The sequence below is a fragment of the Pseudonocardia sp. genome, from assembly GCF_025465255.1.
GTDB lineage: Bacteria > Actinomycetota > Actinomycetes > Mycobacteriales > Pseudonocardiaceae > Pseudonocardia.
In genome coordinates this window covers 1-21,644 of record NZ_JAODNI010000034.1, presented here as the reverse complement: position 1 = coordinate 21,644, position 21,644 = coordinate 1, and the positions used below count along the sequence as shown (strand labels likewise).

Below are 21,644 nucleotides of genomic sequence, written 5' to 3'. Positions count from 1 at the left end.
GGGACGGGATCACGCTCCGGTCGGATCGGTGGCGTCGTTCGCGCAGCGTACTCGCGACGCCGGAAGGCCTTGCCTGCAAAGTGTCAGACGTTTAGCGTGCGAATTGTGACCGGGGTGTCAGCCGGCAGAGCGCCCGTGCGACGACGCATGGGCCGGGACTTGCGCGCACCGCTGCGCGCGGTGAGGAGAGCTCGATGCCGGCCGAACCCGCAGCCGTACCGCCCGCCGAATCCAGGACCCGGGTCGGGATCGACCTGGCCGCCCGGCTCGACCGGATCCCGGTCGTCACGCCGACGCACCGCCGCTGGGTCGGGCTGCTCGGCTTCCTGTTCGTCTTCGATCTCGTGGACCTCAACTCCTTCGCGTATGCGGCACCGGCGCTGCGCACCGAGTGGGGCCTGTCGATCGGGCAGGTCGGGGCGATCACCTCGGCCGGCTTCGTCGGCATGTTCGCGGGCGCGGTCGTCGGTGGGCGGCTGTCCGACCGGATCGGACGGCGGCCGGTGCTGATCGGCGCCGTTCTGTTCTACTCCCTGTTCTCCCTGCTCAGCGCGCTGGCGACCGGTCCGTGGATGCTTGGCGCGATGCGCGTGCTCACCGGGTTCGGGCTGCAGGCGATGACCGGCGTGCTGCTGGTCTGGGTGAGCGAGATGTTCCCGCGCTCGCTGCGCGGCCGATATCAGGCGCTGCTGCTGGCGATCGGGCTCGCGGGGGTGCCGATCGCAGCGTGGGTGGCCCGGTTCGTCGTCCCGATGGGCGAGGGTGCCTGGCGGTGGATCTTCGTCGTCGGCGCGCTCGGGGCGGTCGGGGGCGTCGTCGCGATGAAGGTGCTGCCGGAGTCGATCCGGTGGCGGGCGGCGCAGGGGCGACCGATCCGTCCGGGCGACGAGGCGCTGGTTGCAGGCATGGAGGAGCAGGCCGAGCGGCGGACCGGTGAGCCGCTGCCCGCGCCGGTGCCGGACCGTCCGGTCGTCCCGGGTCGGCTGACTGAACTGCTCCGCGGCGCCATGCTGCGCCGCACGATCGTTGCCGCCGGGGCCTGCGTGTTCCTGATCCTCTCGTTCTACGGTTTCAGCTCCTGGGTCCCGACGCTGCTGGTCGAGCGCGGCTACTCGGCGGCGCAGAGCCTCACGTTCTCGTCGATCCTCGCGATCGCCGCGGTGCCGGGCGCCCTGCTGGCGATGCCGGTGATCGACCGATTCGAGCGCCGCAGCGTGGTGTTGGGGCTGGAGTGCGTGGTCGCGGTGCTCCTGCTGCTCTTCGGCCTGGTCGACAGCCCGGTGGCGATCATCGTGTGCGGCTTCGGCGCGGCGATGCTGATGCAGACCGGGGTCGCCGTGCTCTACACCTACATCGCCGAGGTCTTCCCGCTGCAGCTGCGTGGGCTGGGCTCCGGGATCGCGAACGGCTCGGGCCGGCTGGCCGGGGTGATCGGCGGTGTCGTGGTCGCCGCGCTCTACACGGGATCAGGCATCGTCGCGGTCTACGTGTACCTGGCAGTCGCCGCGCTGCTGATGGGACTGGTGCTCGGGCTGTTCGGCGAGCGCACAACCAACCGGCGGCTCGAAGAGATCGAGCGCGCTTGACTACCAATTGTCAGACGTTTTAGCGTGCCGGCATACGCGGACGAAGGAGTTGAGGGCGAGATGGCGGTGCGGCCCGGTTGGCAGGGACGGTTCTACGAGGACTTCGAGGTCGGGGACGTCTACCGGCACCCGTTGGGGCGCACCGTCACCGAGGCGGACAACACCTGGTTCACGTTGCTGACGATGAATACGAACCAGGCGCACTTCAACGCTCAGGTGGGGGCGTCCTCGGAGTTCGGCCGGATGCTCGTCGCCTCGCCGCTGACGATCGCGATCGCCATGGGCCAGTCCGTCACCGACACCACGCAGAACGCGTTCGCGAATCTCGGGGTGGACGAGCTGCGGCTGACCGCTCCGGTGTTCGCCGGCGACACCGTCTGGTCGGAGTCGATAGTGCTGGACAAGCGGGAGTCCGCGAGCCGCCCGCACGCCGGGCTCGTGACGATCCGAACCCGCACGCTCAACCAGGACGCCGTCGAGGTGCTGACCTTCAAACGGACCTTCTACGTCCACAAACAGGGATCCGACGGTGGCCGATCGCTGTTCCCCGAGGCCGCGGAACCGCTCACCCTGGAGAACTCCCGGTGAGGCCGCTGGAGGACATCCGGGTCGTCTCCCTCGAGCAGTACGGGGCCGGTCCGTTCGGGTCGATGCACCTGGCGGAGCTGGGCGCGGAGATCATCAAGGTCGAGGACCCGTCGGTGGGCGGGGACGTCGGGCGCGCGGTGCCGCCGTACGCCGAGGACGGGGACTCCCTGTTCTTCCAGTCCTTCAACCGGGACAAGTCCTCGATCACCCTCGATATCCGCACAGCCGAGGGACGCGAGGTCTTCCACGACCTCGTGCGCGGCGCGGATGCGGTGTACTCCAACCTGCGCGGAGACGTCCCGGAGAAGCTCGGGATTCGGTTCGAAGACCTCAAGGACGTCAACCCGAGGATCGTCTGTTGCTCGCTGACCGGGTTCGGCATGACCGGCCCGCGCTCCCGGGAGCCCGGGTACGACTACGTGCTCCAGGCGCTCGGCGGGTGGATGTCGCTGACCGGGGAGCCCGGTGGCGCGCCGCAGAAGACCGGCCCGTCTCTCGTCGACTACAGCGGCGGGTACGTCGCCGCGATCTCGCTGCTCGCCGCGATCCACGGCGCACGCCGGGATGGCATCGGCACGGACTGCGACGTCAGCCTCTACGACACGGCGGTCAGCCTGCTGACCTACCCGGGAACCTGGCACATGACGGCCGGCTACGAGCCCGCGCGCACGCACCATTCCGCCCACCCGTCGCTGATCCCGTTCCAGGCGTTCGAGGCATCCGACGGCTGGCTGGTCGTGGGCTGCGCGAAGGAGAAGTTCTGGCAGCGGCTCACCGTGGTGATGGACCGCCCGGACCTGGCCGAGGACCCGCGGTTCGCCACCTTCGCCGACCGCAACCGGAACCGGGAGGTGATCGTCCCACTGCTGGAGGAGCTCTTCCAGCGCCGGACGGTCGCGGAGTGGCTGGCGCCGATGTACGCGGCGTCGATCCCGTGCGCGCCGATCAACGATGTGGCGGGCGCGCTGGTGGACCCGCACACCGCGGAGCGCGGCCTGATCGCCGAGACCGACCATCCGGTGTACGGGACGGTGAGATCGCTGCGATCCGCGGTCCGCGTCGGCCCGCCCGGGGACGACCGGGCACCGACGCGGGGCGCCCCGGCAATGGGTGCCGACACCGACCGTGTGCTGCGCGAGCTCGGCTACGACGACAAGAAGATCGCCGCGCTGCGTGACGCCGGCGCTCTCGGAAAGGCGTGAGATGGACTTCCAGCTGAACGACGAGCAGCGGCTCTACCGGGACACGTTGCGCACCTTCGTGGACAAGGAGATCGTCCCGGTCGCGCGGGAGTGGGAGCAGTCCGGCCGCTACCCGACGGAGATCGTCGACGCGATGAAGCAGCTCGGCCTGTTCGGGCTCGCAGTGCCGGAGGAATACGGCGGGATGGCCGCGGACACCGTCTCGTTCGCGCTGACCTTCGAGGAAATCTCCCGCGGCTGGATGGGCATCGCCGGGATCCTCGGCAGCCACTCCGTGTCCTGCTGGATGCTCGGCCGCCACGGGACGGACGAGCAGAAGCGGAAGTACCTCCCGGACCTCGCGACCGGCGCGCGGCGCACCGGGATCGCGCTGACCGAGCCCGGCGCCGGGACGGACCTGCAGGGCATCCGGACCACCGCACGGCGCGACGGCGACGACTACGTCGTTAACGGCACGAAGATGTGGATCACCAACGCGCGCTATGCGGACCCGCTGCCGGTGTTGGTGAAGACCGATGCCACCGCGACCCCGGCGCACAAGGGGATGAGCATCCTGCTGGTCGAGGCCGGAACCCCCGGCTTCGAGGTTACCCAGGACATCGGCAAGCTCGGCTACAAGGGCCCCGAGTCCTGCGAGGTCGTGCTGACCGACGTCCGCGTGCCGGCGTCGCAGCTGCTCGGCGGCGTCGAGGGGCGCGGGCTGCAGCAGGCACTGTCCTCGCTGGAGACCGGGCGGATCAACATCGCCGCCCGCAGCGTCGGCATCGCGCAGCGCGCGTACGACGAGGCGCTCAACTACGCGCGCGACCGCCAGGCGTTCGGGCAGGCCATCGGCGAGTTCCAGGCCGTGCAGATGCGGCTGGCGGAGATCGCCGTCCGGCTGCAGGCCGCCCGGCTGATGACGTACTGGGCCGCGTCCCGGATGGACGACGGGGTCCGGATGGACACCGAGTCCGGCATGGCGAAGATCTTCGCCTCGGAGTCCGCGCTGGCATGTGCCACCGACGCGATGCGCATCCACGGCGGCTACGGCTACTCCACCGAGTTCGAGGTCGAGCGGCTCTACCGCGACGCCCCGCTGATGGCGATCGGCGAGGGCACGAACGACGTCCTGCGCGGCGTCGTCGCCAAGGCCCTGCTGGCGGGCAAGGCGACCATCAGGTGAGCGCCCCCGGAGGCCTCGGCGCCCTGGCCGTACGGCTCGGCTACACCCTCCGATCCGACGTACCCGTTGAACGCCCTCGACGAGGAGGACCCGCATGACCCTGGACAGCCCCACCCGCACCTCGCTCGCCGGCCAGGTCGGCGAGTTCGTGGCCGCCGCCGAGATCGGTGACCTCCCGGCCGACGTGCTCGACCGTGCCCGCCACCTGATCCTGGACGCCGTCGGCCTCGCCTTCGCCTCCACCGCCTACGGGTTCCCGGCCGTGGCCCTCGACGCGCTGTCCACGTTCGGCGGGGGAGACCACCCCGTTCTCGGGCTGCCGGACCGGCTGTCCCCGCGCGACGCTGCGGTGCTGAACGGCGTGCTCATCCACGGCATGGACTTCGACGACACGCACATCCCCGCCGTCACGCACGTGTCCGCGGCGGCGCTGCCGGCGGCGCTCTCCGCAGCGACGTCCGCGGCTGCCACCGGCGCGGACCTGCTGCTGGCCTACGTTCTGGGCGTAGAGGTCTCCGCGCGGGTGGGGATCGGGGGAGCGGGTAGCTTCCACGACGTCGGGTTCCACCCGACGGCCGTCGCCGGCGCGTTCGGCGCCGCCGTCGCCGCCGGCAAGATCATCGGCCTGGACGCGGACCGGCTCTCCGCGGCGCAGGGCGTCGTCGGGTCGATGTCCGCCGGCCTGATGGAGTTCCTCCAGGACGGGTCCTGGACCAAGCGCTTGCACCCGGGCTGGGCGGCGATGTCCGGGCTGACGGCGGCGAGCTTCGCCCGGGCCGGCTGGAGCGGGCCGCCCGCGGTGTACGAGGGCCGCTTCGGCCTGTACAACACCCATCTCGCCGGGCGGGAGACGAACCCCGGCGCCGTGGGCGAGTCCCTCGGGGAGACGTGGGAGCTCATGCGCACAGCGGTGAAGCCCTACCCGGTCTGCCACTTCATCCACGCGTTCGCGGACGCGGTTCTCACGCTCCGGGCGGAGCACGGGATCCGGCCCGAGGAAATCGCCGAGATCCGCTGCGCGATCCACCCGGTGCCGGGCAAGGTCGTCTGCGAGCCGCCGGAGGCCAAGTGGGTCCCGCGCGACGAGTACGACGCCAAGTTCAGCCTCCCGTTCGTCGTGTCCGCTGCGCTCGTCCGCGGTCGGTTCGGACTCGCTGAGCTGGAGGACGAGGCCCTGGCCGACACCGAAATCCTCGGCCTCGCCCAGAAGGTCCGGGTGAGCGACGACCCGGACAGCGCGTTCCCCGCGGCCTACTCCGGCGCGGTGGAGATCGAGCTGGCGGACGGGCGGGTGCTGCGGCACCGCGAGCAGGTCAACCGCGGGCACGACGAGCGGCCGCTGACCAACGCCGAGATCGTCGACAAGTTCCGGTCGACGATCGGTCGGGTGGCCGACGACGCCGTCGCGGACCGGGTGCAGCGGGCCGTGCTGTGCCTGGGCGACGACCGGCCGGCCACGGAGTTCGCTGAGGCGTGCCGTGCCGGCTGAGGTTCGGGTGGGGGTCTTCCTGACCCACCAGCAGCCGGCGGGCCGGAACCCCGTCGTCGCCCTGGACGAGCAGCTGTCGCTGGTGCGGGCCGCCCGCGACGGCGGGCTCGACTCGATCTTCGGCGGCCAGCACCACCTGAGCGAGACGTTCGCGCACATCCAGCCCCTGCCGTGGCTGGCCCGCCTCGCCGCCGAGGCGGGGGACATGCGCGTCGGGACCGGGATCCACCTGCTGGCCCTGCACAACCCGGTGGACACCGCCGAGGCCTACGCGAGCCTGGACGCAGTGTGCGGCGGCCGGTCGATCTTCGGCGTCGGCCTGGGGTACCGCGAGGTCGAGTACGCCGCCTTCGGGATCGCGCCGGGGGAGAAGGTCCGGCGGTTCACCGAGAACCTGCGGATCGTCGAGGCGCTGTGGTCCGGCGAGCCGGTGCACGCGGACACCCCCTGGTGCCGGCTCGACGGCGTGCGGGCAACGACGCTGCCGGCCGCGAACCCGCGGCCGCCGATCTGGATGGCCGCCAACAGCGACGCGGCCGTCCGCCGGGCCGCCCGGCTCGCGGACACCTGGATGATCAACCCGCACGCCACCGCGTCGACGATCCGGCGGCAGCTCGAGCTGTTCCACGACGAGCGCGTGGCCGCCGGACGCGAGCCCGTGCGCGAGCTGCCCCTGATGCGCGAGGTCTACTGCGCGCCGACCCGCGAGCGCGCGATCGAGCTCGCCCGCCCGCACCTCGCCGGGAAGTACGCGGTCTACGCCGACTGGGGTCAGGACCGGGTCCTGCCCGGGCGGGACTCCTTCCGAACCGGGTACGCGGACCTCGCCGAGGACCGGTTCGTGGTCGGCTCGCCCGAGGACTGCCTGGCCGCGCTGCTGCCGTGGCGCGACGAGTTCGGCGTCTCCCACTTCGTGCTCCGCACGGACTGGGCCGGCATGCCGATCACCGACGCGCGCGCGTCCCTCGAGCTGCTCGCGCGCGAGGTCGCCCCTGTTCTCCGGTCCTCCCCGGCCGGTACCCGTCCCCCGAGCCCGGAAGGGAGTCCGCGGCGGACTCCGACGTCTTCATCCCCATCGGCAACAACGGCTGGCTGATCTCGGAGAACTCTCCGAGGTACATGCCCACCTTCGACCTGAACAAGCGGATCGTGCAGGAGGCCGAGGCGCAGGGCTTCGTGTTCGCCCTGTCGATGATCAACCACGGCTGGCGCGCGGTCGCCGAACCGCCTTCGGCCTGGCCCGCCGGCGCGTGCACCCGCCCAGCGTGTGCCCCCCGTCCTACGTGGTGCCACCTGCGTTGGTGTTCGCCGTGACCTGCTGTGGTTCCTGATCGCTTGTCCGGAGCTCGATCCGTCGGGGCTTGGCCTTCTCGGAGACCGGGATGGTCAGGCGCAGCTCGCCGTGCGCGTAGTCGGCGGTCATCTTGTCCAGGTCCAGGCTGTCGCCGAGGAACACCTGCCGGCTGAAGGTTCCGTAGGGACGCTCGTCGACGATCACCTCGTCGCCTTCCTGGTAGGCGGGCCGCCGTTCCGCGCGGATCGTGGTGACGTTGCGCTCGATGGTGATTTCCACGTCCTCCGGGTTGATCCCCGGCAGGTCGAAATAGGCGAGGACCTGATCGCCCCGGCGGAAGGCCGCCATCGGAATGGGCCGGGGTCCCTGCCTTGCCCCCATCATCTGCTGCGTCAGCCGATCAAAACCCGCGAACGGATCGGACCTCATCAATGACATGGCGTTCTCCTCAACTCATCGCTTCCCTGTCGCCGGCGACTCGCTGCTGTGGCCTGCGTACCGGTTCCTACCGATGCGCACATCCCGTCGGGATCCACATCCCGGCCGGGGGCGCCCACCGATGCGCGGTGCCGTCCCGGTGTCGCCGTCGGGCTACCGGCACCGCCCCACGCGGAGGTGATTGTTCAGCAGTGTCGTCCCCCAGGCGTGGTCCCGGGAGCGTGAGACGGGGCCGCACGAGCCGACCCGTCAGGACCACCGGATCCGCGGCCCAGGGGCACCCGGCGGCACCAGCTGGTCGAACAACGACAGGCGCACCGCGTACCCGGTGGGAACGGCCCTGCCCCATCGGGCGCCGGACTCCAAGCAGATCTCGCCCGCCCATTCGTGGATATCCGCGAAGATGTGCCGGTGGAAGGCCTGTAGGTGGGCGAGGTCGTAGGCGCCGCGGATGGGGGCGTGGCGCAGTTCCACGAGCCGCAGTACGCATCCTGCGGTCGTGCAGACCCCGCAGCAGATCTGGTGGCTACGCGCCCTGGACTGGGCGCCAACGGTCTGAGTCGACCGACATGCGGCTGTGCAGCCTCCGCTCGTCCCCATAGGCCGCCTCCGAGCAGCTCGACCAATGCCCCGGGGAGGAGCGCTCGTGAAGGGCCGGAAGGCAGCGTGTCGCGTCGGTTGGCTCATCGTCATCTAGCGCTGAGAGCCCGCGCCGCCTGGCGTGGCCGACGTCGTCCAGCTGTGGTCGCGTCCGCACCCCGCGCTCCCGCATCGGGAGGCGTTGCCTCGATCAGTCCTCGTCGCCAGGGAGCCCGTCGAGCAGGCGCTCGAGGGCACCGCCGAGAATGGCGAGCTCGTCCTCCGACAGGACGTCGAAGAAGTACCGACGAACCGCCTGCACGTGCTTGGGTGCGGCGGCGACGATGGCCGCCCGACCGGCCTCGGTGAGTCGCACCATCGATCCTCGGGCGTCCTCGGCGCAGTCCTCGCGGACGAGCAGGCCGCGTTTCTCCATTCGGCGGACCTGGTGGGAGATCCGACTGCGTTCCCAGCCGACCATCAACCCGAGGTCGCGCGCACGCAGCGCGCCGTGCGGCGCCTCGGACAGGGGCACCAGCAGCCGGTAGTCCGCCCCCGACAGCCCGGCGTCGCGCACCAGCCGGCGCTCCAGCACCCCCTGCAGCTTGCGCTGCAGCACGAGATAGGCCTGCCAGACGTGCGCCTCCCGCTCATCTAGCCACTGAGGTTCGTCCACGAGGACGCATCCTACCGGATGATGTTGACGTGTCATCAAAGAGACGTATTGTGGACGCATCAACAGATGGAGTTGATCGTCATGCCGGCTATCACCGTCGACAATCCACTCGTCCTCCCTCACATCTCCCGACCCGACCCGGCGGCGTCCACCCCGAGGCCGGTCTCCCAGGTCGTCACCGCGCACAGCCAGATCGAAGGAGCCGGCTTCGCGATCCGCCGCCCCTTCCCGGGCGGCCTTCCGCTCGCCGAGGCCGACCCGTTCCTGCTGCTCGACCACCTGGGGCCGCAGATCAACGCCCCCGAGGAGGCGGCCGGCGCGCCGTGGCACCCTCACCGCGGCTTCGAGACCGTCTCCTACGTCCTCGACGGCGAGATCGCCCACCACGACACCAACGGCGGCGGCGGCGTGATCGGAGAGGGTGACACCCAGTGGATGACCGCGGGCAGGGGGATCCTGCACGACGAGTTGCCCACCGAGGGGATGTACCGCGGGGGCGGCCCGGCGCACGCGGTCCAGCTGTGGGTCAACCTGCCCGCGGCGCTGAAGATGACGCCGCCGCGCTACCAGTCGATCACCCGCGACACGCTGCGCCTGCTCACCTCCGACGACGGCGGTGCGCTGGTACGGCTCATCGCCGGCGACATCGCGGAGTTCACCGGGCCCGGCTTCACGCACACACCGATCACCTACGCCCATGTCACGCTGGCCCCCGACGCGGAGATCGCGGTGCCGTGGAACCCGGCGTTCAGCGCGTTCGCCTACGTGCTCACCGGGCGCGGGAGCGCCGGGCGCGAGGGCCGCCCGGTGCAGGACGGCCGGCTCGCCGTCTTCGGCCCCGGCGATCACCTCGTGCTCCGCGCCGCCGCCCGGCACACGGAACCACTCGATGTGCTGCTGCTGGGCGGGCTGCCGATCCGCGAGCCCGTCGCGCACTACGGCCCGTTCGTGATGAACACTCGCGCGGAGATCATCCGGGCCATCGAGGACTACCAGGGCGGACGGCTGGGGATCATCCCCGCCGACCAGCTCGCACCCCGCAAGTTCGCCTAACGATGAGCCCGACCGTCCGGTGCAGGTCGAGTCACCGCAGGCCGCGGCCTCCACCGGATCCTCAGCGAGATCACCGTGGGGCCGGCGCACTCCCGGCGATCGAGGGACCGCAGCGCGGTCTGGGCCCAACCGTCTGCGATAACGCCGCGGCCGGCCTCGCGCCGCCGTGCCCGCAGGCAGCCGCGCCGTCGCGTCGCTCGGCCTGGATCCTGCGGCGCCACGACGTGCACACCATCGCCACCGCCCACTCGGGCGGAACCCAGGAGAAGTTCCCGACCAGCCCAAGGAGCGTCATGACCCGGATCGCGATCATCCTCGGCAGCACCCGCCCCGGACGTAATGGGGAGGCCGTTGCCCGGTGGGTGTTCGACATCGCCAAGCAGCGCAGCGACGCCGACTACGAGCTCGTCGACCTCGCCGACTATCACCTGCCCCACCTCGACGAGGCGGCACCGCCGTCGATGGGGCAGTACACCAAGCCGCACACCCTGGCGTGGGCGGAGAAGATCGCCTCTTTCGACGGCTACGTCTTCGTCACCCCGGAGTACAACCACTCCACCTCCGGCGCACTGAAGAACGCCATCGACTTCCTCTACGCCGAGTGGAACAACAAGGCCGCCGGCTTCGTCGGCTACGGCAGCGCCGGCGGCACCCGCGCCGTGGAGCACCTGCGGCTGGTCATGGCCGAGCTTCAGGTCGCCACCGTCCGCGCCCAGGTCGCGCTGTCACTGTTCACCGACTTCACCAACTTCAGCCAGTTCACCCCGGCCCCACACCAGGCCGACGCCGTCGGGGTCGTGCTCGACCAGGTCGTGGCCTGGAGCACCGCGCTGGCCGGCCTGCGCGCCCGCTGACCCTAGCCCTGCACCGCGGCCGGCCTCGCCTCTCGAGGGGGAGGCAAGGCCGGCCTTCCGTGACGTACTTGCCGGTCGAGGACTACACCCGGGTCCTCGACCGGCGCCGGCCTGCCCGAGCCGCTCGCGATCCGGGGTGCTCCCGGCGTTGGCGGGGACGTGATGTAGGTGCCTTGGTTCAGCCCGTACCGCGGCGTAGGCGCGGGTGGGGGCCCCGAGTTGGCGAGGATGCGCTCGGCAGCGGTACGCCAGCAACTCATGATGAGGATATGCGGCTCCCCGGAACAAGCCGCCGAGGAGATGCAGCGCTATGGATGACCTCCCGAATCCGCCGTCGTCGGCGACCACCCGGCCGCCGCCGCCCTCGGGGTGCCCGGACGCTTCCCAGGGCCGGGCCGGAAGCGCGCCAGGGGACCGCCGCGAGTGACGACACGGCCGGACGCCGGTCAGCCCTCGCCGTCAGCGGCGGCCCGGGCCCGGACCGCCCGCCGGATCGGGGGCGGTGGTGAGGACGTCGCGGCGGGCCTGCCGGACGAGCAACGCGAGGCTGACGCCCCCGACGACCACGAACGCGGGCCAGTCGGGGAAGGCGTCCCAGACCGCATGCAAGATCACGACGAGCACGAAGGTCCCCACCGCCACGGCCACCGCGCGCGGGCGCCACCGCTGGGCGTGCGCGTGCCACAGCGCCGCAGCGGCCAGGCCGGTCCACGCGATGTGCGCCGCCGGGCTGAGCAGCCCCCGGAGGATCAGCGTTCCCTCGGCGGCCAGGAGGTCCCCGCCGGTGGCCAGCAGGATCACGAACCCGTAGCCCAGGGTCTCCAACACCGCGAACCCGGTCCCCACGGCGACCCCGACCAGCAACCCGTCGGCGGGATTGGCGCGGTACCGCGTGGCCAGCAGGACACCGAGGGGCACCAACAGCTTTACGCCCTCTTCGATCAGGCCGACCATCACCGTGGGCAGCCCGCCCAGGCGGGCGGCGGTGCGGGCCTCCAGCACGCTGGCCGCGAGGGTGCCGATCGCCCCGCCCAGCAGGGCGCACAGGAGCAGCACGCTGAACGGCAGGTCGTAGGCGGGGTTCCGGCCGTCGACCCAGACCACGAAGGTCGTCGGTATCAGCAGCGCCCCGAACAACAGCAACGACGGGATCAGGTTCGGGTTGCCGGTCAGCAGGAGGGCCTGCTGGTCGGCCAGGAACACCAGCGCACCCACCACCAGCACCGGCAGCCACATCCAGCGGTGCCACCGCGATCTGCGCGGTGCGGGCGTGGCCAATCCGTCGCGTCGGGATCGCGCGGGAGTCGCCGGGCGGTTCGTATCGGTCACAGCAGGTCCGTACCCGCTGCCCGGTGGCCTCCAAGGCGACCCGCCGGGTCGAATACGGGGGACGTTGTTGGGCGTGCGGGGTGGATGGGCCCCGTCTAAAGAACCGCGGCCGATGCAACCACTTCAGCTCTGGTCTCCGGCTCCCCACCTAGGGCTCGAGCCTCGCTCCCGTTAGCTGCCTCGGTTCTCCCCCAGCTCCTCGACGATCGGGCTGGGCGGCGGCACGTCCTTCGCCCGCTCGCTGAGCCCGGGATGGGTGTGCAGCCTGCGGCGCTCCGCCTTCAGCGCGGCCTCCAGCTCCGGGTCCTCGTCTCTGATCTCGACCGAGGCCTCCACCTCGTGGAAGTTGCGGTAGTCCACCGGCGGGATCGACCGCAGCGCCTTCAGCGTCATCTCATCCGCGCCGTTGCGCACCGCGGTCTCGAGGAGCTGCTCCTTCGTCGCCGGGTAGTCGGCGTTGATGAGCGCCTTCTCGAGCTGCTCACGGGTGGTGTAGCGCGCCATGTCCCCATGCTGGCCTCGCCGGCGCCATCGGGGCCTGGGCCTGAGCGCGTGAGCCGCGCGGGGTGGCCTCGCACTGGCAGGCCGGTTGAGGACATCGAGGAGCGCATCGTGGAGCCGCTGCTGCTTCGTCTTGCCCACGACCGCTGACGATCGAAGTCTTAGCTCAAAGAATGGCCGACACCAGGCCGCCGTCGATCAGCACCGAGGTCCGCGAGTCGGGGATCGGTGACGTCCTCGGGCCCGGTGACGTACTGAGCGGCTACCCCGCAACTCGGTGCGGGGCCTGGCAGTGCCGGTGACGGCCGGGCCCGGCCTGGAGCAGTGGCACCTCGTGCTGGCCGCTCTGGGTTTTGCCCAGGATCCGGGTTCGACCGCTCTGCCCCGACCGCGTGTGGTTGCGTTGGGCGGCGGCGACTCTCTGATGCGACGGGCTGCGGCTGCGTAGCGTGGCCTTTGGCCGCGGGGCGGGGCTGGCCGTGCCGCGGTTCCTCGTCGCCGCCCTGGCCGAGCTCAGCGCCGCGCGCGGGCTGGCCGTCGCCGCCGGCGCCATCGGGCTGGTGCTGGTCGGCCGGGCGATCTCTCAGCGGAGGTACCAACTGATGGAGCTGTTCCCGCCGATTCCGTACGCGGGCTGGTCGGACACGATCGCCACCCTGCACCGCTTCGCCCAGGTGGTCGGGAAGGTCCGCCTCGCCGCGAGCCCGCGGCGCAACCACTGGTGGAACGTGCCGTTCCACCTCACCGGCCGGGGCATCACCACCAGGCCGATGGGACTGGACCCGACCTTCGCCATCGACTTCGACTTCGTCGCGCACCAACTCGAGGTCGACGCGATCGACGGCCGGTCCGTGTCGTTCCCGATCCCCGGGCACTCGGTCGCGACCTTCCACGCGGAGGTCGTGCGCGCCCTACGCGCCGTCGGCGTCGACTCGATCGACATCTCCCGGGCCCGCCCGTTCGACCTCCCCGACGCGGCCCGCGTGTTCGCCGCGGACACCGACCACGCCACCTATGACCCGGTCGCGGTCACGCGGTATTGGCAGGTGCTCAGCCAGGTGAACCTGGTGCTGGAGGAGTTCGCCGGCCGGTACTCCGGCAAGACGAGCCCGGTGCACCACTTCTGGCACACCTTCGACATCGCCCTGACCCGCTTCGCCGACACCGCGGTAGACCAGCCGTCATCCAATGACCCGGTGACCCGCGAGGCCTACTCGCGCGAGGTGATCAGCTCCGGGTTCTGGTTCGGCGACCCGACCTACCCGGAGCCGGCGTTCTACTCCTACACCTCACCCGAGCCCGCGGGCGTGGCCGACGCACCGCTGCCGGCCGGTGCCCGCTGGCTCGAGCGGGGCGGCAGTCACCTCGCCGTCCTGCCCTACGCCGACGTCCGCGCCGCACCGCAGCGCCGGGCCGCGGTGCTCGGCTTCTACGAGGACGCCTACCGGGCCGGCGCCTCTCGGGCCGGCTGGGACATCGACCGCTATGCCTGCATCGACGGGATCACCGATCCCCAGCATCCCTCGACGCGGTACCGGGCCTCCAGCTGATTCCTGCCTCACCGCAATCCGTCAAGGCCGCACCAGCCCTTGACCGGCGGCCACCCAATTCGGCAGGGCCGTCGAACCAGGTCGCCGAGCTGGCCCGTTCTGTTAGCTGAGGCCTGACGGTCAGGGACGCTGGTCACCCGCGCTCGGCTCGCGACGACTCCCAGCCGCCGAGCCGGTCAGGATTGCACGAAGGCCAGCAGGTCAGCGTTGATCGTCTCGGCCTCGGTGGTCGGCATGCCGTGCGGGAATCCCCTGTACGTCTTCAGCGTCCCGTTCTGCAGGAGCTCCGCGGACAGCGGGCCGGAGTCGGCGTAGGGAACGATCTGGTCGTCGTCGCCGTGCATTACCAGGACCGGCACCGTGATCTTCTTGAGGTCCTCGGTGAAATCGGTCTGGGAGAAGGCGACGATGCCGTCGTAATGTGCCTTCGCCCCGCCCATCATTCCCTGCCGCCACCAGTTCTCGATGATCGCTTCCGAGGGTTCCACGCCGGGCCGGTTGAAGCCGTAGAAGGGGCCCGACGGCAGCGCCCGGTAGAACTCGGACCGGTTGGCGGCCAGCTGGGCCTGGAAGTCGTCGAACACGGTCTTCGGCAGGCCGCCAGGGTTTGCGTCGGTCTGCACCATGAGCGGCGGCACAGCACTGATCAGTACGGCTTTCGCCACGCGGCTCTCAGCGTGTCGAGCGATGTAGCGCACGACCTCGCCGCCACCGGTGGAGTGCCCCACGTGCACGGCGTCCTGGAGATCGAGATGGGCGATCAGAGCGGCCAGATCGTCGGCGTAGTGGTCCATGTCGTGACCGTCGCCGGTCTGCGTGGAGCGTCCGTGTCCGCGCCGGTCATGGGCGATGACGCGGTAGCCGTTCTGGAGGAAGAACAGCATTTGGGTGTCCCAATCGTCACCCGAAAGCGGCCAGCCGTGGCTGAAGACGATCGGTGGGCCCGAGCCCCAGTCCTTGTAGAAGATCTCGGTGCCGTCGGTCGTGGTGATCGTGTCCATCGCTGCCTCCGTTGGTCTGGCCTTGCCGTCGACAACGTGCGCGCTGGCAGCGTAACCATCACTCTTGTTGCGCTCGAGCCACTCGGTTACCGGCCGTAGTGAGCTCCGCGGGCGAGCCGGTGGTGTGCACCGGCTGGTGCTCGACCGTTCGGTCTCCAACGACGACCGCCACGCCACCGCGCTCGGCCCCAACGAGGCGAACCACACCCGTCCAGGTCGCCGTGGCGACCGACCAACACCGGGCACAGCCGCTGAGGCACGGCGGCCATCCTGGTTCGAGTGCCCGTTACAACGACCTCCACACCCGTCGTAGGTATGCGCTGGGTTGCGGACAATCAACTCCGCGGCGCGGCCGTCCCCGACTTCGGCGGGCTTCCTAACCCTCCGAGCTACGAGAAGATCAACATCGACTGTCACGTGGCGCCGTTCGACTGACTTGCAGCTAGTAGGTACACCCAGAGCCCGGCTGACGGCTAGCGCAGATGGGCGCTGCCATTGACGACATCGGGCCGTCGCAGGGCGAGTCTCGTGTGGCTACGGACTTCGTCAGCTCACCGGAAGCCGCGAAGCTCGATGCCGATCAACGGACACGGTCGGAGCTCGTCCTCGAGCTGCTCGGGATGTTCGGCTGGGCGGCGTCGCGTCGCTTCTTGCCTGGCCGGGCAGTGCAGACCGGCCGGCGTGACCGGGGTGTGAGGAGCTAGGCGAGGACGAGCGGCTTCGTCCCGATGGCCCATCCGAGTTGAAGCCCACTCCTTCGACATCACGATGAGGTTCTCATCAAGGAATTGAGGAGCATGAAGAGCACCAGATTGGGCCGGTGCCTGCGTCCGTGGCCGTCATTGACTGCGGAGCCAGGATCGGTTACCGGTCTGGCCGTCGGTAGGGCCTGCCGTTGGGATCGGTGCTTGCACAGCAGGTTGCGGGTTCTGAGGACGTCGATCCCGCCGTAGCCGAGAGTCAGGACGGCGAGGACGACTATGGGCGCTCGGCCGCAGGTTCGGGCGCAGGGAAAGGTCGGCGATGAGCTCAGCGGGCAGGGGGATCGAGAGCTCCGTGCTCGTGCGGGCCGCCGCCCGCACGGCGCGCAGCGCGGCGGCGAGGCATCGAAAGCTCAGTGCAGCGCCAACTATGTAGCCGAGGGCGCGGAGATCGGCGGCTGCCAGGTGCAGCTCGCCGAGGCGGTTCAGCGCAAATCCGTCGTAGGCGGCCCAACACACGGCGGCGGTGTCGATCGCTGCGGCGGTCGTTGACAGCGCGGCGATCAGAACGGCCGCGAGCGCGGCCAGGACGAGGCCTCCGACGGCGACTGTGCGGGCGTCGAGCGTCCAGGCGAGAAGGGGGGCCGCCGTGGCGGCGATCAAGCCGGCGAGGAAGCCACCGCGAGTGGACAACGGCGTACCGAGCCGATGGCCGCGGGCCTCACGAGGAGCCGGAACGTTCACAGTTCGAGCGTGGGCCGTGCAATGGGTTCGGGGGAGGGATCCTGCGAAGCCCTGACGCCGATCGACCCGATCCGAACGAGTTCTTGACGTCCGGTGGTTGGCCCGTGCTTGCGGAGCTCTGATGTGCGCCGTGGTGGTGCGTGTCTCCGCGGCGCCAAGATCGCGTCAAGATTTCCGCCGCGGGCGTCAAGGTTGTGTTCGAACCCCTTCGCGAGCACTGCGGTCGGATCCACACTTTCGTCGGTTTCGCCGGGAGGTCCGGCGGCCAGGAGTTCGAGGAGTTGTCCGTGGCCGATGTGCTGTACGTGCTGCTGCTGGTCGGTGGGTTCGTCGTGCTGGCGCTGTGCCTGCGTGGTCTGGAGCGGCTGTGAGCACCGCTGACGTGGTCACCAACGTGATCGGCGGGATCGTCGCGCTGGCACTCCTCGTCTACCTGATGGTTGCCCTGCTGCGCCCGGAGAGGTTCTGATGAGCGACACCGTCGCGGGGCTGCTGCAGGTCGTCCTGCTGTTGGTCATGCTCGTGGCCTGTTACGTGCCCTTCGGGGACTACATGGCCCGTGCGTTCACCTCGGAACGTCACTGGCGGGTCGAGTCCGTGCTCTACCGGCTGGTCCGGGTCGACCCGAGCACCGGTCAACGCTGGCCCACCTACGCGGCGGGGGTGCTGGGGTTCTCGTTCGTCTCGGTGGTGCTGCTGTACCTGTTGCAGCGGCTGCAGCCGTTCCTGCCGATGAGCTTCGGCCGCGGCGCGGTCGATCCGTCGACGGCGTTCAACACCGCGGTCTCCTTCGTGACCAACACGAACTGGCAGTCCTACATCCCGGAGCAGGTGCTCGGCAACACGGTGCAGATGGCGGGCCTGACGGTGCAGAACGTGCTGTCGGCCGCGGTCGGCATGGCGGTCGCCGTCGCGCTGATCCGCGGGTTCGTCCGCTCGGGCACCGACCGGATCGGGAACTTCTGGGTCGATCTGACCCGTGGTGCCGTCCGGATCCTGCTGCCCTTCTCCTTCGTCGCGGCGATCCTGCTGATCGCGATGGGGGTGACGATGTCGCTGCGCTCCGGGGTCGACGTCACCGGCGTCGACGGTGCCGTGCACACGCTGCCGCTGGCGCCGACGGCGTCGCAGGAGGCGATCAAGGAGCTGGGTACCAACGGCGGCGGGATCTTCAACGCGAACTCGGCGCATCCGTTCGAGAACCCGAACGGGCTGTCGAACCTGTTCGAGATCTTCCTGCTGCTGGTGATCCCGGTCTGCCTGACCCGCACGTTCGGCACCATGGTGCGCAACCCGCGGCAGGGCACCGTGCTCGTCTCGGTGATGGGCGTGCTGTGGGCCGCGCTGCTCGCGGTCGCCTGGTTCGCCGAGACCCACCCCAACGGGGCCGCCACTCTCGCTGCCGGCGGGGCACTGGAGGGCAAGGAGACGCGGTTCGGGATTCCGTCGTCGATCCTGTTCGGGATCTCCACCACCGGCACGTCGACCGGCGCGGTCAACTCGATGCACGACAGCTACACCGGCGGCGCCGGCGGAGCGGTGCTGCTGAACATTTTGCTCGGCGAGGTCGCGCCGGGTGGGGTCGGGACCGGCCTCTACGGCATCCTGGTGCTGGCCGTGATCGCGGTGTTCCTGGCCGGGCTGTTGGTCGGCCGGACCCCGGAGTACCTGGGCAAGAAGCTCGGCCGCCGCGAGGTCACCGCGGCCGCGGTGTCGATCCTGGTCATGCCGACCCTGGTGCTGATCGGGGCGGGCCTGGCGATCGCGCTGCCCGGTACGGGCGACGCGCTGAACAACACCGGTGCGCACGGCTTCTCCGAGGTCCTCTACGCCTATGCCAGCGCCGCCAACAACAACGGTTCCGCGTTCGCCGGCCTCACGGTGACCAGCAACTTCTTCCAGACCACGCTCGGTATCGCGATGCTGCTCGGGCGGCTTGTGCCGATCCTGGCGGTGCTGGCACTGGCCGGGTCGCTCGCGCAGCAGCGGCGTGTCGAGGCCGGCGCCGGGACCCTCGCCACGGACAAGCCGCTGTTCGGTGTCCTGGTCGGCGGCACGGTCGTCCTCGTCGCCGCCCTCACCTTCTTCCCGGCGCTCGCGCTGGGCCCGCTCGCGGAGGCACTGGCATGACCACCCCCACCACCACGCCCCCCGAGGCGCGGACCCGCGCGGTGGCGGAGCCTGCCGCGTCGCCGGTCCAGGCCGGCGCCTTCCGACCGCAACAGCTCTGGGCGTCGCTGCCCGACGCCCTGCGCAAGCTCGACCCGCGCACCCAGCTGCGCAACCCCGTCATGTTCGTGGTGTGGGTCGGGTCGGTGCTGGTCACGCTGGACGCGATCGTGGCCCCGAGCGTGTTCGGCTGGCTGATCGCGGTCTGGCTCTGGTTCACCGTGCTCTTCGCGAACCTCGCCGAGGCCGTCGCCGAGGGCCGCGGCAAGGCCCAGGCCGAGTCGCTACGTCGGACCAAGCGCGACGCCGTGGCCCGCCGGCTCACCAGCGCGGGCACCGAGGAGAAGGTCGGTGGCACCGAGCTGAGGATCGGCGACCGGGTCGTCGTCGAGGCGGGGGAGACCATCCCGGGCGACGGCGACATCGTCGAAGGGATCGCGTCCGTCGACGAGTCCGCGATCACCGGCGAGTCCGCCCCCGTCGTCCGCGAGGCCGGCGGCGACCGTTCCTCGGTCACGGGGGGCACGACCGTCCTGTCGGACCGGATCGTCGTGGAGATCACGACCAAGCCGGGGGAATCCTTCGTCGACCGGATGATCGCCCTGGTCGAGGGGGCGTCCCGGCAGAAGACGACGATCGAGATCGCCCTGTCGATCCTGCTGGCCGCGCTGACGATCATCTTCCTGCTGACCGTGGTGGCGCTGCAGCCGATGAGCGCCTACGCCGGCGGGCCGCAGTCGGTCGTCGTGCTGGTCGCGCTGCTGGTCTGCCTGATCCCGACCACGATCGGGGCCCTGTTGTCGGCGATCGGGATCGCGGGCATGGACCGGCTGGTGCAGCGCAACGTGCTCGCGAAGTCCGGGCGTGCCGTCGAGGCGGCCGGCGACATCGACACGCTACTGCTGGACAAGACCGGCACGATCACCTTCGGCAACCGGCAGGCCACCGAGCTGCTCCCGGTCGGTGGTACCCCGCTGCCCGAGCTCGCCGCGGCGGCCCGGCTCTCCAGTCTGGCCGACGCGACCCCGGAAGGGCGCAGCATCGTCGTCCTCTGTGCACAGGAGCACGGGTTGGCCGCGGGCGCTTCGGCGCAGGAGGCACGTGCGGAGTTCGTGCCGTTCACGGCGCAGACCCGCATGTCCGGGCTCGACCTGCCCGGGCGGGCCGTGCGCAAGGGCGCCGCGTCGGCGGTCATGGCCTGGGCGGCTGTCGAGTCCGGCGAGGTCGCCCGGCTCGTCGACGCCATCGGCGACGAGGGCGGCACGCCGCTGGTCGTGGCCGAGGCCGACGGCCCGGACGGGCGCGGCGCCCGGCTCCTCGGCGTCGTCCGGCTCTCCGACGTCGTCAAACCCGGCATCGCCGCCCGTTTCGCCGAGCTGCGCGCCATGGGCATCCGCACGGTCATGATCACCGGCGACAACCCGCGGACCGCCCGGGCGATCGCCACCGAGGCCGGGGTCGACGATCACCTGGCAGAGGCCACCCCCGAGGACAAGATGGCGCTGATCAGGAAGGAGCAGGAGGGCGGTCGGCTCGTCGCGATGACCGGCGACGGCACGAACGACGCGCCCGCGCTCGCGCAAGCCGACGTCGGCGTCGCGATGAACACGGGCACGGCTGCAGCCAAGGAGGCCGGCAACATGGTCGACCTCGACTCGGACCCGACCAAGCTGATCGCGGTCGTCGAGATCGGGAAGCAGCTGCTGATCACCCGCGGCGCGCTGACCACCTTCTCGGTGGCCAACGACCTGGCCAAGTACTTCGCGATCCTGCCCGCAATGTTCGCCGCGCTCTACCCTTCCCTCGGGCTGCTGAACATCATGGGCCTGCACTCGCCGCAGTCCGCGATCCTGTCGGCGGTCATCTTCAATGCACTGGTCATCGTGGTGCTGATCCCGCTGGCCCTGCGCGGGGTCCGCTACCGGCCCACCTCTGCGGCGGCGTTGCTGCGCCGCAACCTGCTGATCTACGGTCTCGGCGGCGTCGTCACGCCGTTCATCGGGATCTTCCTCATCGACCTGCTGGTCCGACTCATCCCGGGGATGTGACGTGCTCACCACGCTGCGCCGGCAGACCGGCACCGGATTGCGCCTGCTGATCGTCTTCACCGTGCTGTGCGGGATCGTCTACCCGCTCGTCGTGTGGGGGGTCTCACGGATCCCCGGCCTCTCGGGCAACGCCGAAGGTTCCGTGGTCACCCAGAACGGCACCGCCGTCGGATCCTTGCTGATCGGTGTCGATCCCGTGCCCGCAAATCCGGCCGCGGATCCGTACTTCCACGCCCGGCCTTCGGCGTCGTCCGACGGCGTGCTCGGGCCGGCCGACACCTCCACCTCCGGCGGGTCGAACAAGGCCGGCGACTCCACGGCCCTGCTCGACACGGTCTCGCAGCGCCGCACGCTGATCGCGCAGCGCGAGCGCGTCACCCCGGAGGCCGTGCCCACCGACGCGGTGACCGCCTCGGCGTCCGGCCTCGACCCGGACATCAGCCCGGACTACGCCGCGCTGCAGACCGCCCGGGTCGCGCGAGTGACCGGCCTGCCGGTGGGGGAGGTCCAGCACCTCGTCGCGCAGGCCACCGCAGGGCGCACACTCGGCTTCCTCGGCGAGCCGACCGTCGACGTCACCGAGCTCAACCTGGCCGTCGCCGCGGCGCGGGCGAGGGGATGATCGCAGGGTGAACGGGCCGCACGGCATCGCAGGAGAGCTGCCCCGTCCCGGGGAG

At 70.7% G+C, this 21,644-nt stretch carries 22 protein-coding genes and 1 pseudogene; 16 read left to right on the top strand and 7 right to left on the bottom strand.

Annotated elements, in window-relative coordinates; all coding sequences use genetic code 11:
* Positions 1 to 194: 194 nt before the first annotated feature.
* From JWP64_RS03770 to JWP64_RS31360, 7 genes and pseudogenes are all read left to right on the top strand, one after another.
* Entirely contained in the window at positions 195 to 1,586 is a 1,392-nt protein-coding gene (locus JWP64_RS03770) for an MFS transporter (RefSeq protein WP_297492291.1), read from the top strand.
* A 60-nt stretch (positions 1,587 to 1,646) separates the two neighbouring features.
* On the top strand, positions 1,647 to 2,174 hold the full coding sequence (locus JWP64_RS03765; protein WP_297492289.1) for a MaoC family dehydratase: 528 nt from the start codon (positions 1,647 to 1,649) through the stop codon (positions 2,172 to 2,174).
* Entirely contained in the window at positions 2,171 to 3,376 is a 1,206-nt protein-coding gene (locus JWP64_RS03760; protein ID WP_297492287.1) for a CoA transferase, read from the top strand. The genes JWP64_RS03765 and JWP64_RS03760 overlap by 4 nt, the downstream gene beginning before the upstream one ends.
* 1 nt (position 3,377) lies before the next feature.
* On the top strand, positions 3,378 to 4,541 hold the full coding sequence (locus JWP64_RS03755) for an acyl-CoA dehydrogenase family protein (protein ID WP_297492285.1): 1,164 nt from the start codon (positions 3,378 to 3,380) through the stop codon (positions 4,539 to 4,541).
* A gap of 94 nt (positions 4,542 to 4,635) precedes the next feature.
* Positions 4,636 to 6,030 (top strand): MmgE/PrpD family protein, encoded by a 1,395-nt coding sequence (locus JWP64_RS03750; protein ID WP_297492283.1) that lies wholly within the window; start codon positions 4,636 to 4,638, stop codon positions 6,028 to 6,030.
* Between the two features lie 7 nt (positions 6,031 to 6,037).
* Positions 6,038 to 7,126 carry an LLM class flavin-dependent oxidoreductase gene (locus JWP64_RS03745; protein ID WP_297492281.1) on the top strand — a complete coding sequence of 363 codons (1,089 nt, stop codon included), beginning with the start codon at positions 6,038 to 6,040 and terminating at the stop codon, positions 7,124 to 7,126.
* Positions 7,099 to 7,227: pseudogene (locus tag JWP64_RS31360) on the top strand (pyrimidine utilization protein A); the annotation flags it as partial. The gene JWP64_RS03745 and the pseudogene JWP64_RS31360, both read left to right, overlap by 28 nt.
* A gap of 82 nt (positions 7,228 to 7,309) precedes the next feature.
* Here the strand turns inward: JWP64_RS31360 and JWP64_RS03740 are convergent.
* The 3 genes from JWP64_RS03740 to JWP64_RS03730 all read right to left on the bottom strand — a co-directional run bounded on the left by JWP64_RS03740 (position 7,310) and on the right by JWP64_RS03730 (position 9,017).
* Positions 7,310 to 7,762: an Hsp20/alpha crystallin family protein gene (locus JWP64_RS03740; protein ID WP_297492279.1), complete on the bottom strand. Its 453-nt coding sequence runs from the start codon at positions 7,760 to 7,762 to the stop codon at positions 7,310 to 7,312.
* A gap of 249 nt (positions 7,763 to 8,011) precedes the next feature.
* On the bottom strand, positions 8,012 to 8,236 hold the full coding sequence (locus tag JWP64_RS03735; protein ID WP_297492277.1) for a hypothetical protein: 225 nt from the start codon (positions 8,234 to 8,236) through the stop codon (positions 8,012 to 8,014).
* A 316-nt stretch (positions 8,237 to 8,552) separates the two neighbouring features.
* A complete protein-coding gene (locus JWP64_RS03730; protein ID WP_297492275.1) occupies positions 8,553 to 9,017 on the bottom strand; it encodes a MarR family winged helix-turn-helix transcriptional regulator in 465 nt (154 codons plus the stop codon).
* A 66-nt stretch (positions 9,018 to 9,083) separates the two neighbouring features.
* Here JWP64_RS03730 and JWP64_RS03725 point away from each other — a divergent pair, with 66 nt between their 5' ends.
* Together JWP64_RS03725 and JWP64_RS03720 are read left to right on the top strand one after the other, a co-directional pair.
* On the top strand, positions 9,084 to 10,070 hold the full coding sequence (locus JWP64_RS03725; protein ID WP_297492273.1) for a pirin family protein: 987 nt from the start codon (positions 9,084 to 9,086) through the stop codon (positions 10,068 to 10,070).
* Between the two features lie 293 nt (positions 10,071 to 10,363).
* Positions 10,364 to 10,924: an NAD(P)H-dependent oxidoreductase gene (locus JWP64_RS03720; protein ID WP_297492270.1), complete on the top strand. Its 561-nt coding sequence runs from the start codon at positions 10,364 to 10,366 to the stop codon at positions 10,922 to 10,924.
* Between the two features lie 459 nt (positions 10,925 to 11,383).
* On the opposite strand, the gene JWP64_RS03715 is transcribed toward JWP64_RS03720, so the two are convergent.
* On the bottom strand, positions 11,384 to 12,160 hold the full coding sequence (locus JWP64_RS03715) for a PrsW family glutamic-type intramembrane protease (protein WP_297492268.1): 777 nt from the start codon (positions 12,158 to 12,160) through the stop codon (positions 11,384 to 11,386).
* A gap of 264 nt (positions 12,161 to 12,424) precedes the next feature.
* Positions 12,425 to 12,757, bottom strand: a complete 333-nt coding sequence (locus tag JWP64_RS03710; RefSeq protein WP_297492266.1) for a DUF2795 domain-containing protein — start codon at positions 12,755 to 12,757, stop codon at positions 12,425 to 12,427.
* A gap of 170 nt (positions 12,758 to 12,927) precedes the next feature.
* Between JWP64_RS03710 and JWP64_RS03705 the strand changes: the two genes are divergently transcribed.
* Positions 12,928 to 13,056 carry a hypothetical protein gene (locus tag JWP64_RS03705; RefSeq protein WP_297492264.1) on the top strand — a complete coding sequence of 43 codons (129 nt, stop codon included), beginning with the start codon at positions 12,928 to 12,930 and terminating at the stop codon, positions 13,054 to 13,056.
* Between the two features lie 147 nt (positions 13,057 to 13,203).
* Positions 13,204 to 14,304, top strand: coding sequence for a DUF5996 family protein (locus JWP64_RS03700; protein ID WP_297492262.1), 1,101 nt, complete (start codon positions 13,204 to 13,206; stop codon positions 14,302 to 14,304).
* A gap of 176 nt (positions 14,305 to 14,480) precedes the next feature.
* Here the strand turns inward: JWP64_RS03700 and JWP64_RS03695 are convergent, their stop codons facing one another.
* A complete protein-coding gene (locus JWP64_RS03695) occupies positions 14,481 to 15,305 on the bottom strand; it encodes an alpha/beta hydrolase (RefSeq protein ID WP_297492260.1) in 825 nt (274 codons plus the stop codon).
* Between the two features lie 839 nt (positions 15,306 to 16,144).
* Positions 16,145 to 16,750 carry a hypothetical protein gene (locus JWP64_RS03690; protein WP_297492258.1) on the bottom strand — a complete coding sequence of 202 codons (606 nt, stop codon included), beginning with the start codon at positions 16,748 to 16,750 and terminating at the stop codon, positions 16,145 to 16,147.
* Between the two features lie 194 nt (positions 16,751 to 16,944).
* Here JWP64_RS03690 and JWP64_RS03685 point away from each other — a divergent pair, with 194 nt between their 5' ends.
* From JWP64_RS03685 to JWP64_RS03665, 5 genes are read left to right on the top strand one after another with little or no spacing between them, the layout of a single operon-like run.
* On the top strand, positions 16,945 to 17,121 hold the full coding sequence (locus JWP64_RS03685; protein ID WP_297492256.1) for a hypothetical protein: 177 nt from the start codon (positions 16,945 to 16,947) through the stop codon (positions 17,119 to 17,121).
* Positions 17,118 to 17,219, top strand: a complete 102-nt coding sequence (gene kdpF / locus JWP64_RS03680) for a K(+)-transporting ATPase subunit F (RefSeq protein WP_297492254.1) — start codon at positions 17,118 to 17,120, stop codon at positions 17,217 to 17,219. Before JWP64_RS03685 ends, kdpF begins: the two co-directional genes overlap by 4 nt.
* Positions 17,219 to 18,880, top strand: coding sequence for a potassium-transporting ATPase subunit KdpA (gene kdpA / locus JWP64_RS03675; RefSeq protein WP_297492252.1), 1,662 nt, complete (start codon positions 17,219 to 17,221; stop codon positions 18,878 to 18,880). The genes kdpF and kdpA overlap by 1 nt, the downstream gene beginning before the upstream one ends.
* Complete coding sequence (gene kdpB / locus JWP64_RS03670; RefSeq protein ID WP_297492250.1) at positions 18,877 to 20,967, top strand: potassium-transporting ATPase subunit KdpB; 2,091 nt, start codon at positions 18,877 to 18,879, stop codon at positions 20,965 to 20,967. The genes kdpA and kdpB overlap by 4 nt, the downstream gene beginning before the upstream one ends.
* Before the next feature lies 1 nt (position 20,968).
* Complete coding sequence (locus tag JWP64_RS03665) at positions 20,969 to 21,589, top strand: potassium-transporting ATPase subunit C (RefSeq protein ID WP_297492248.1); 621 nt, start codon at positions 20,969 to 20,971, stop codon at positions 21,587 to 21,589.
* Positions 21,590 to 21,644 lie beyond the last annotated feature (55 nt).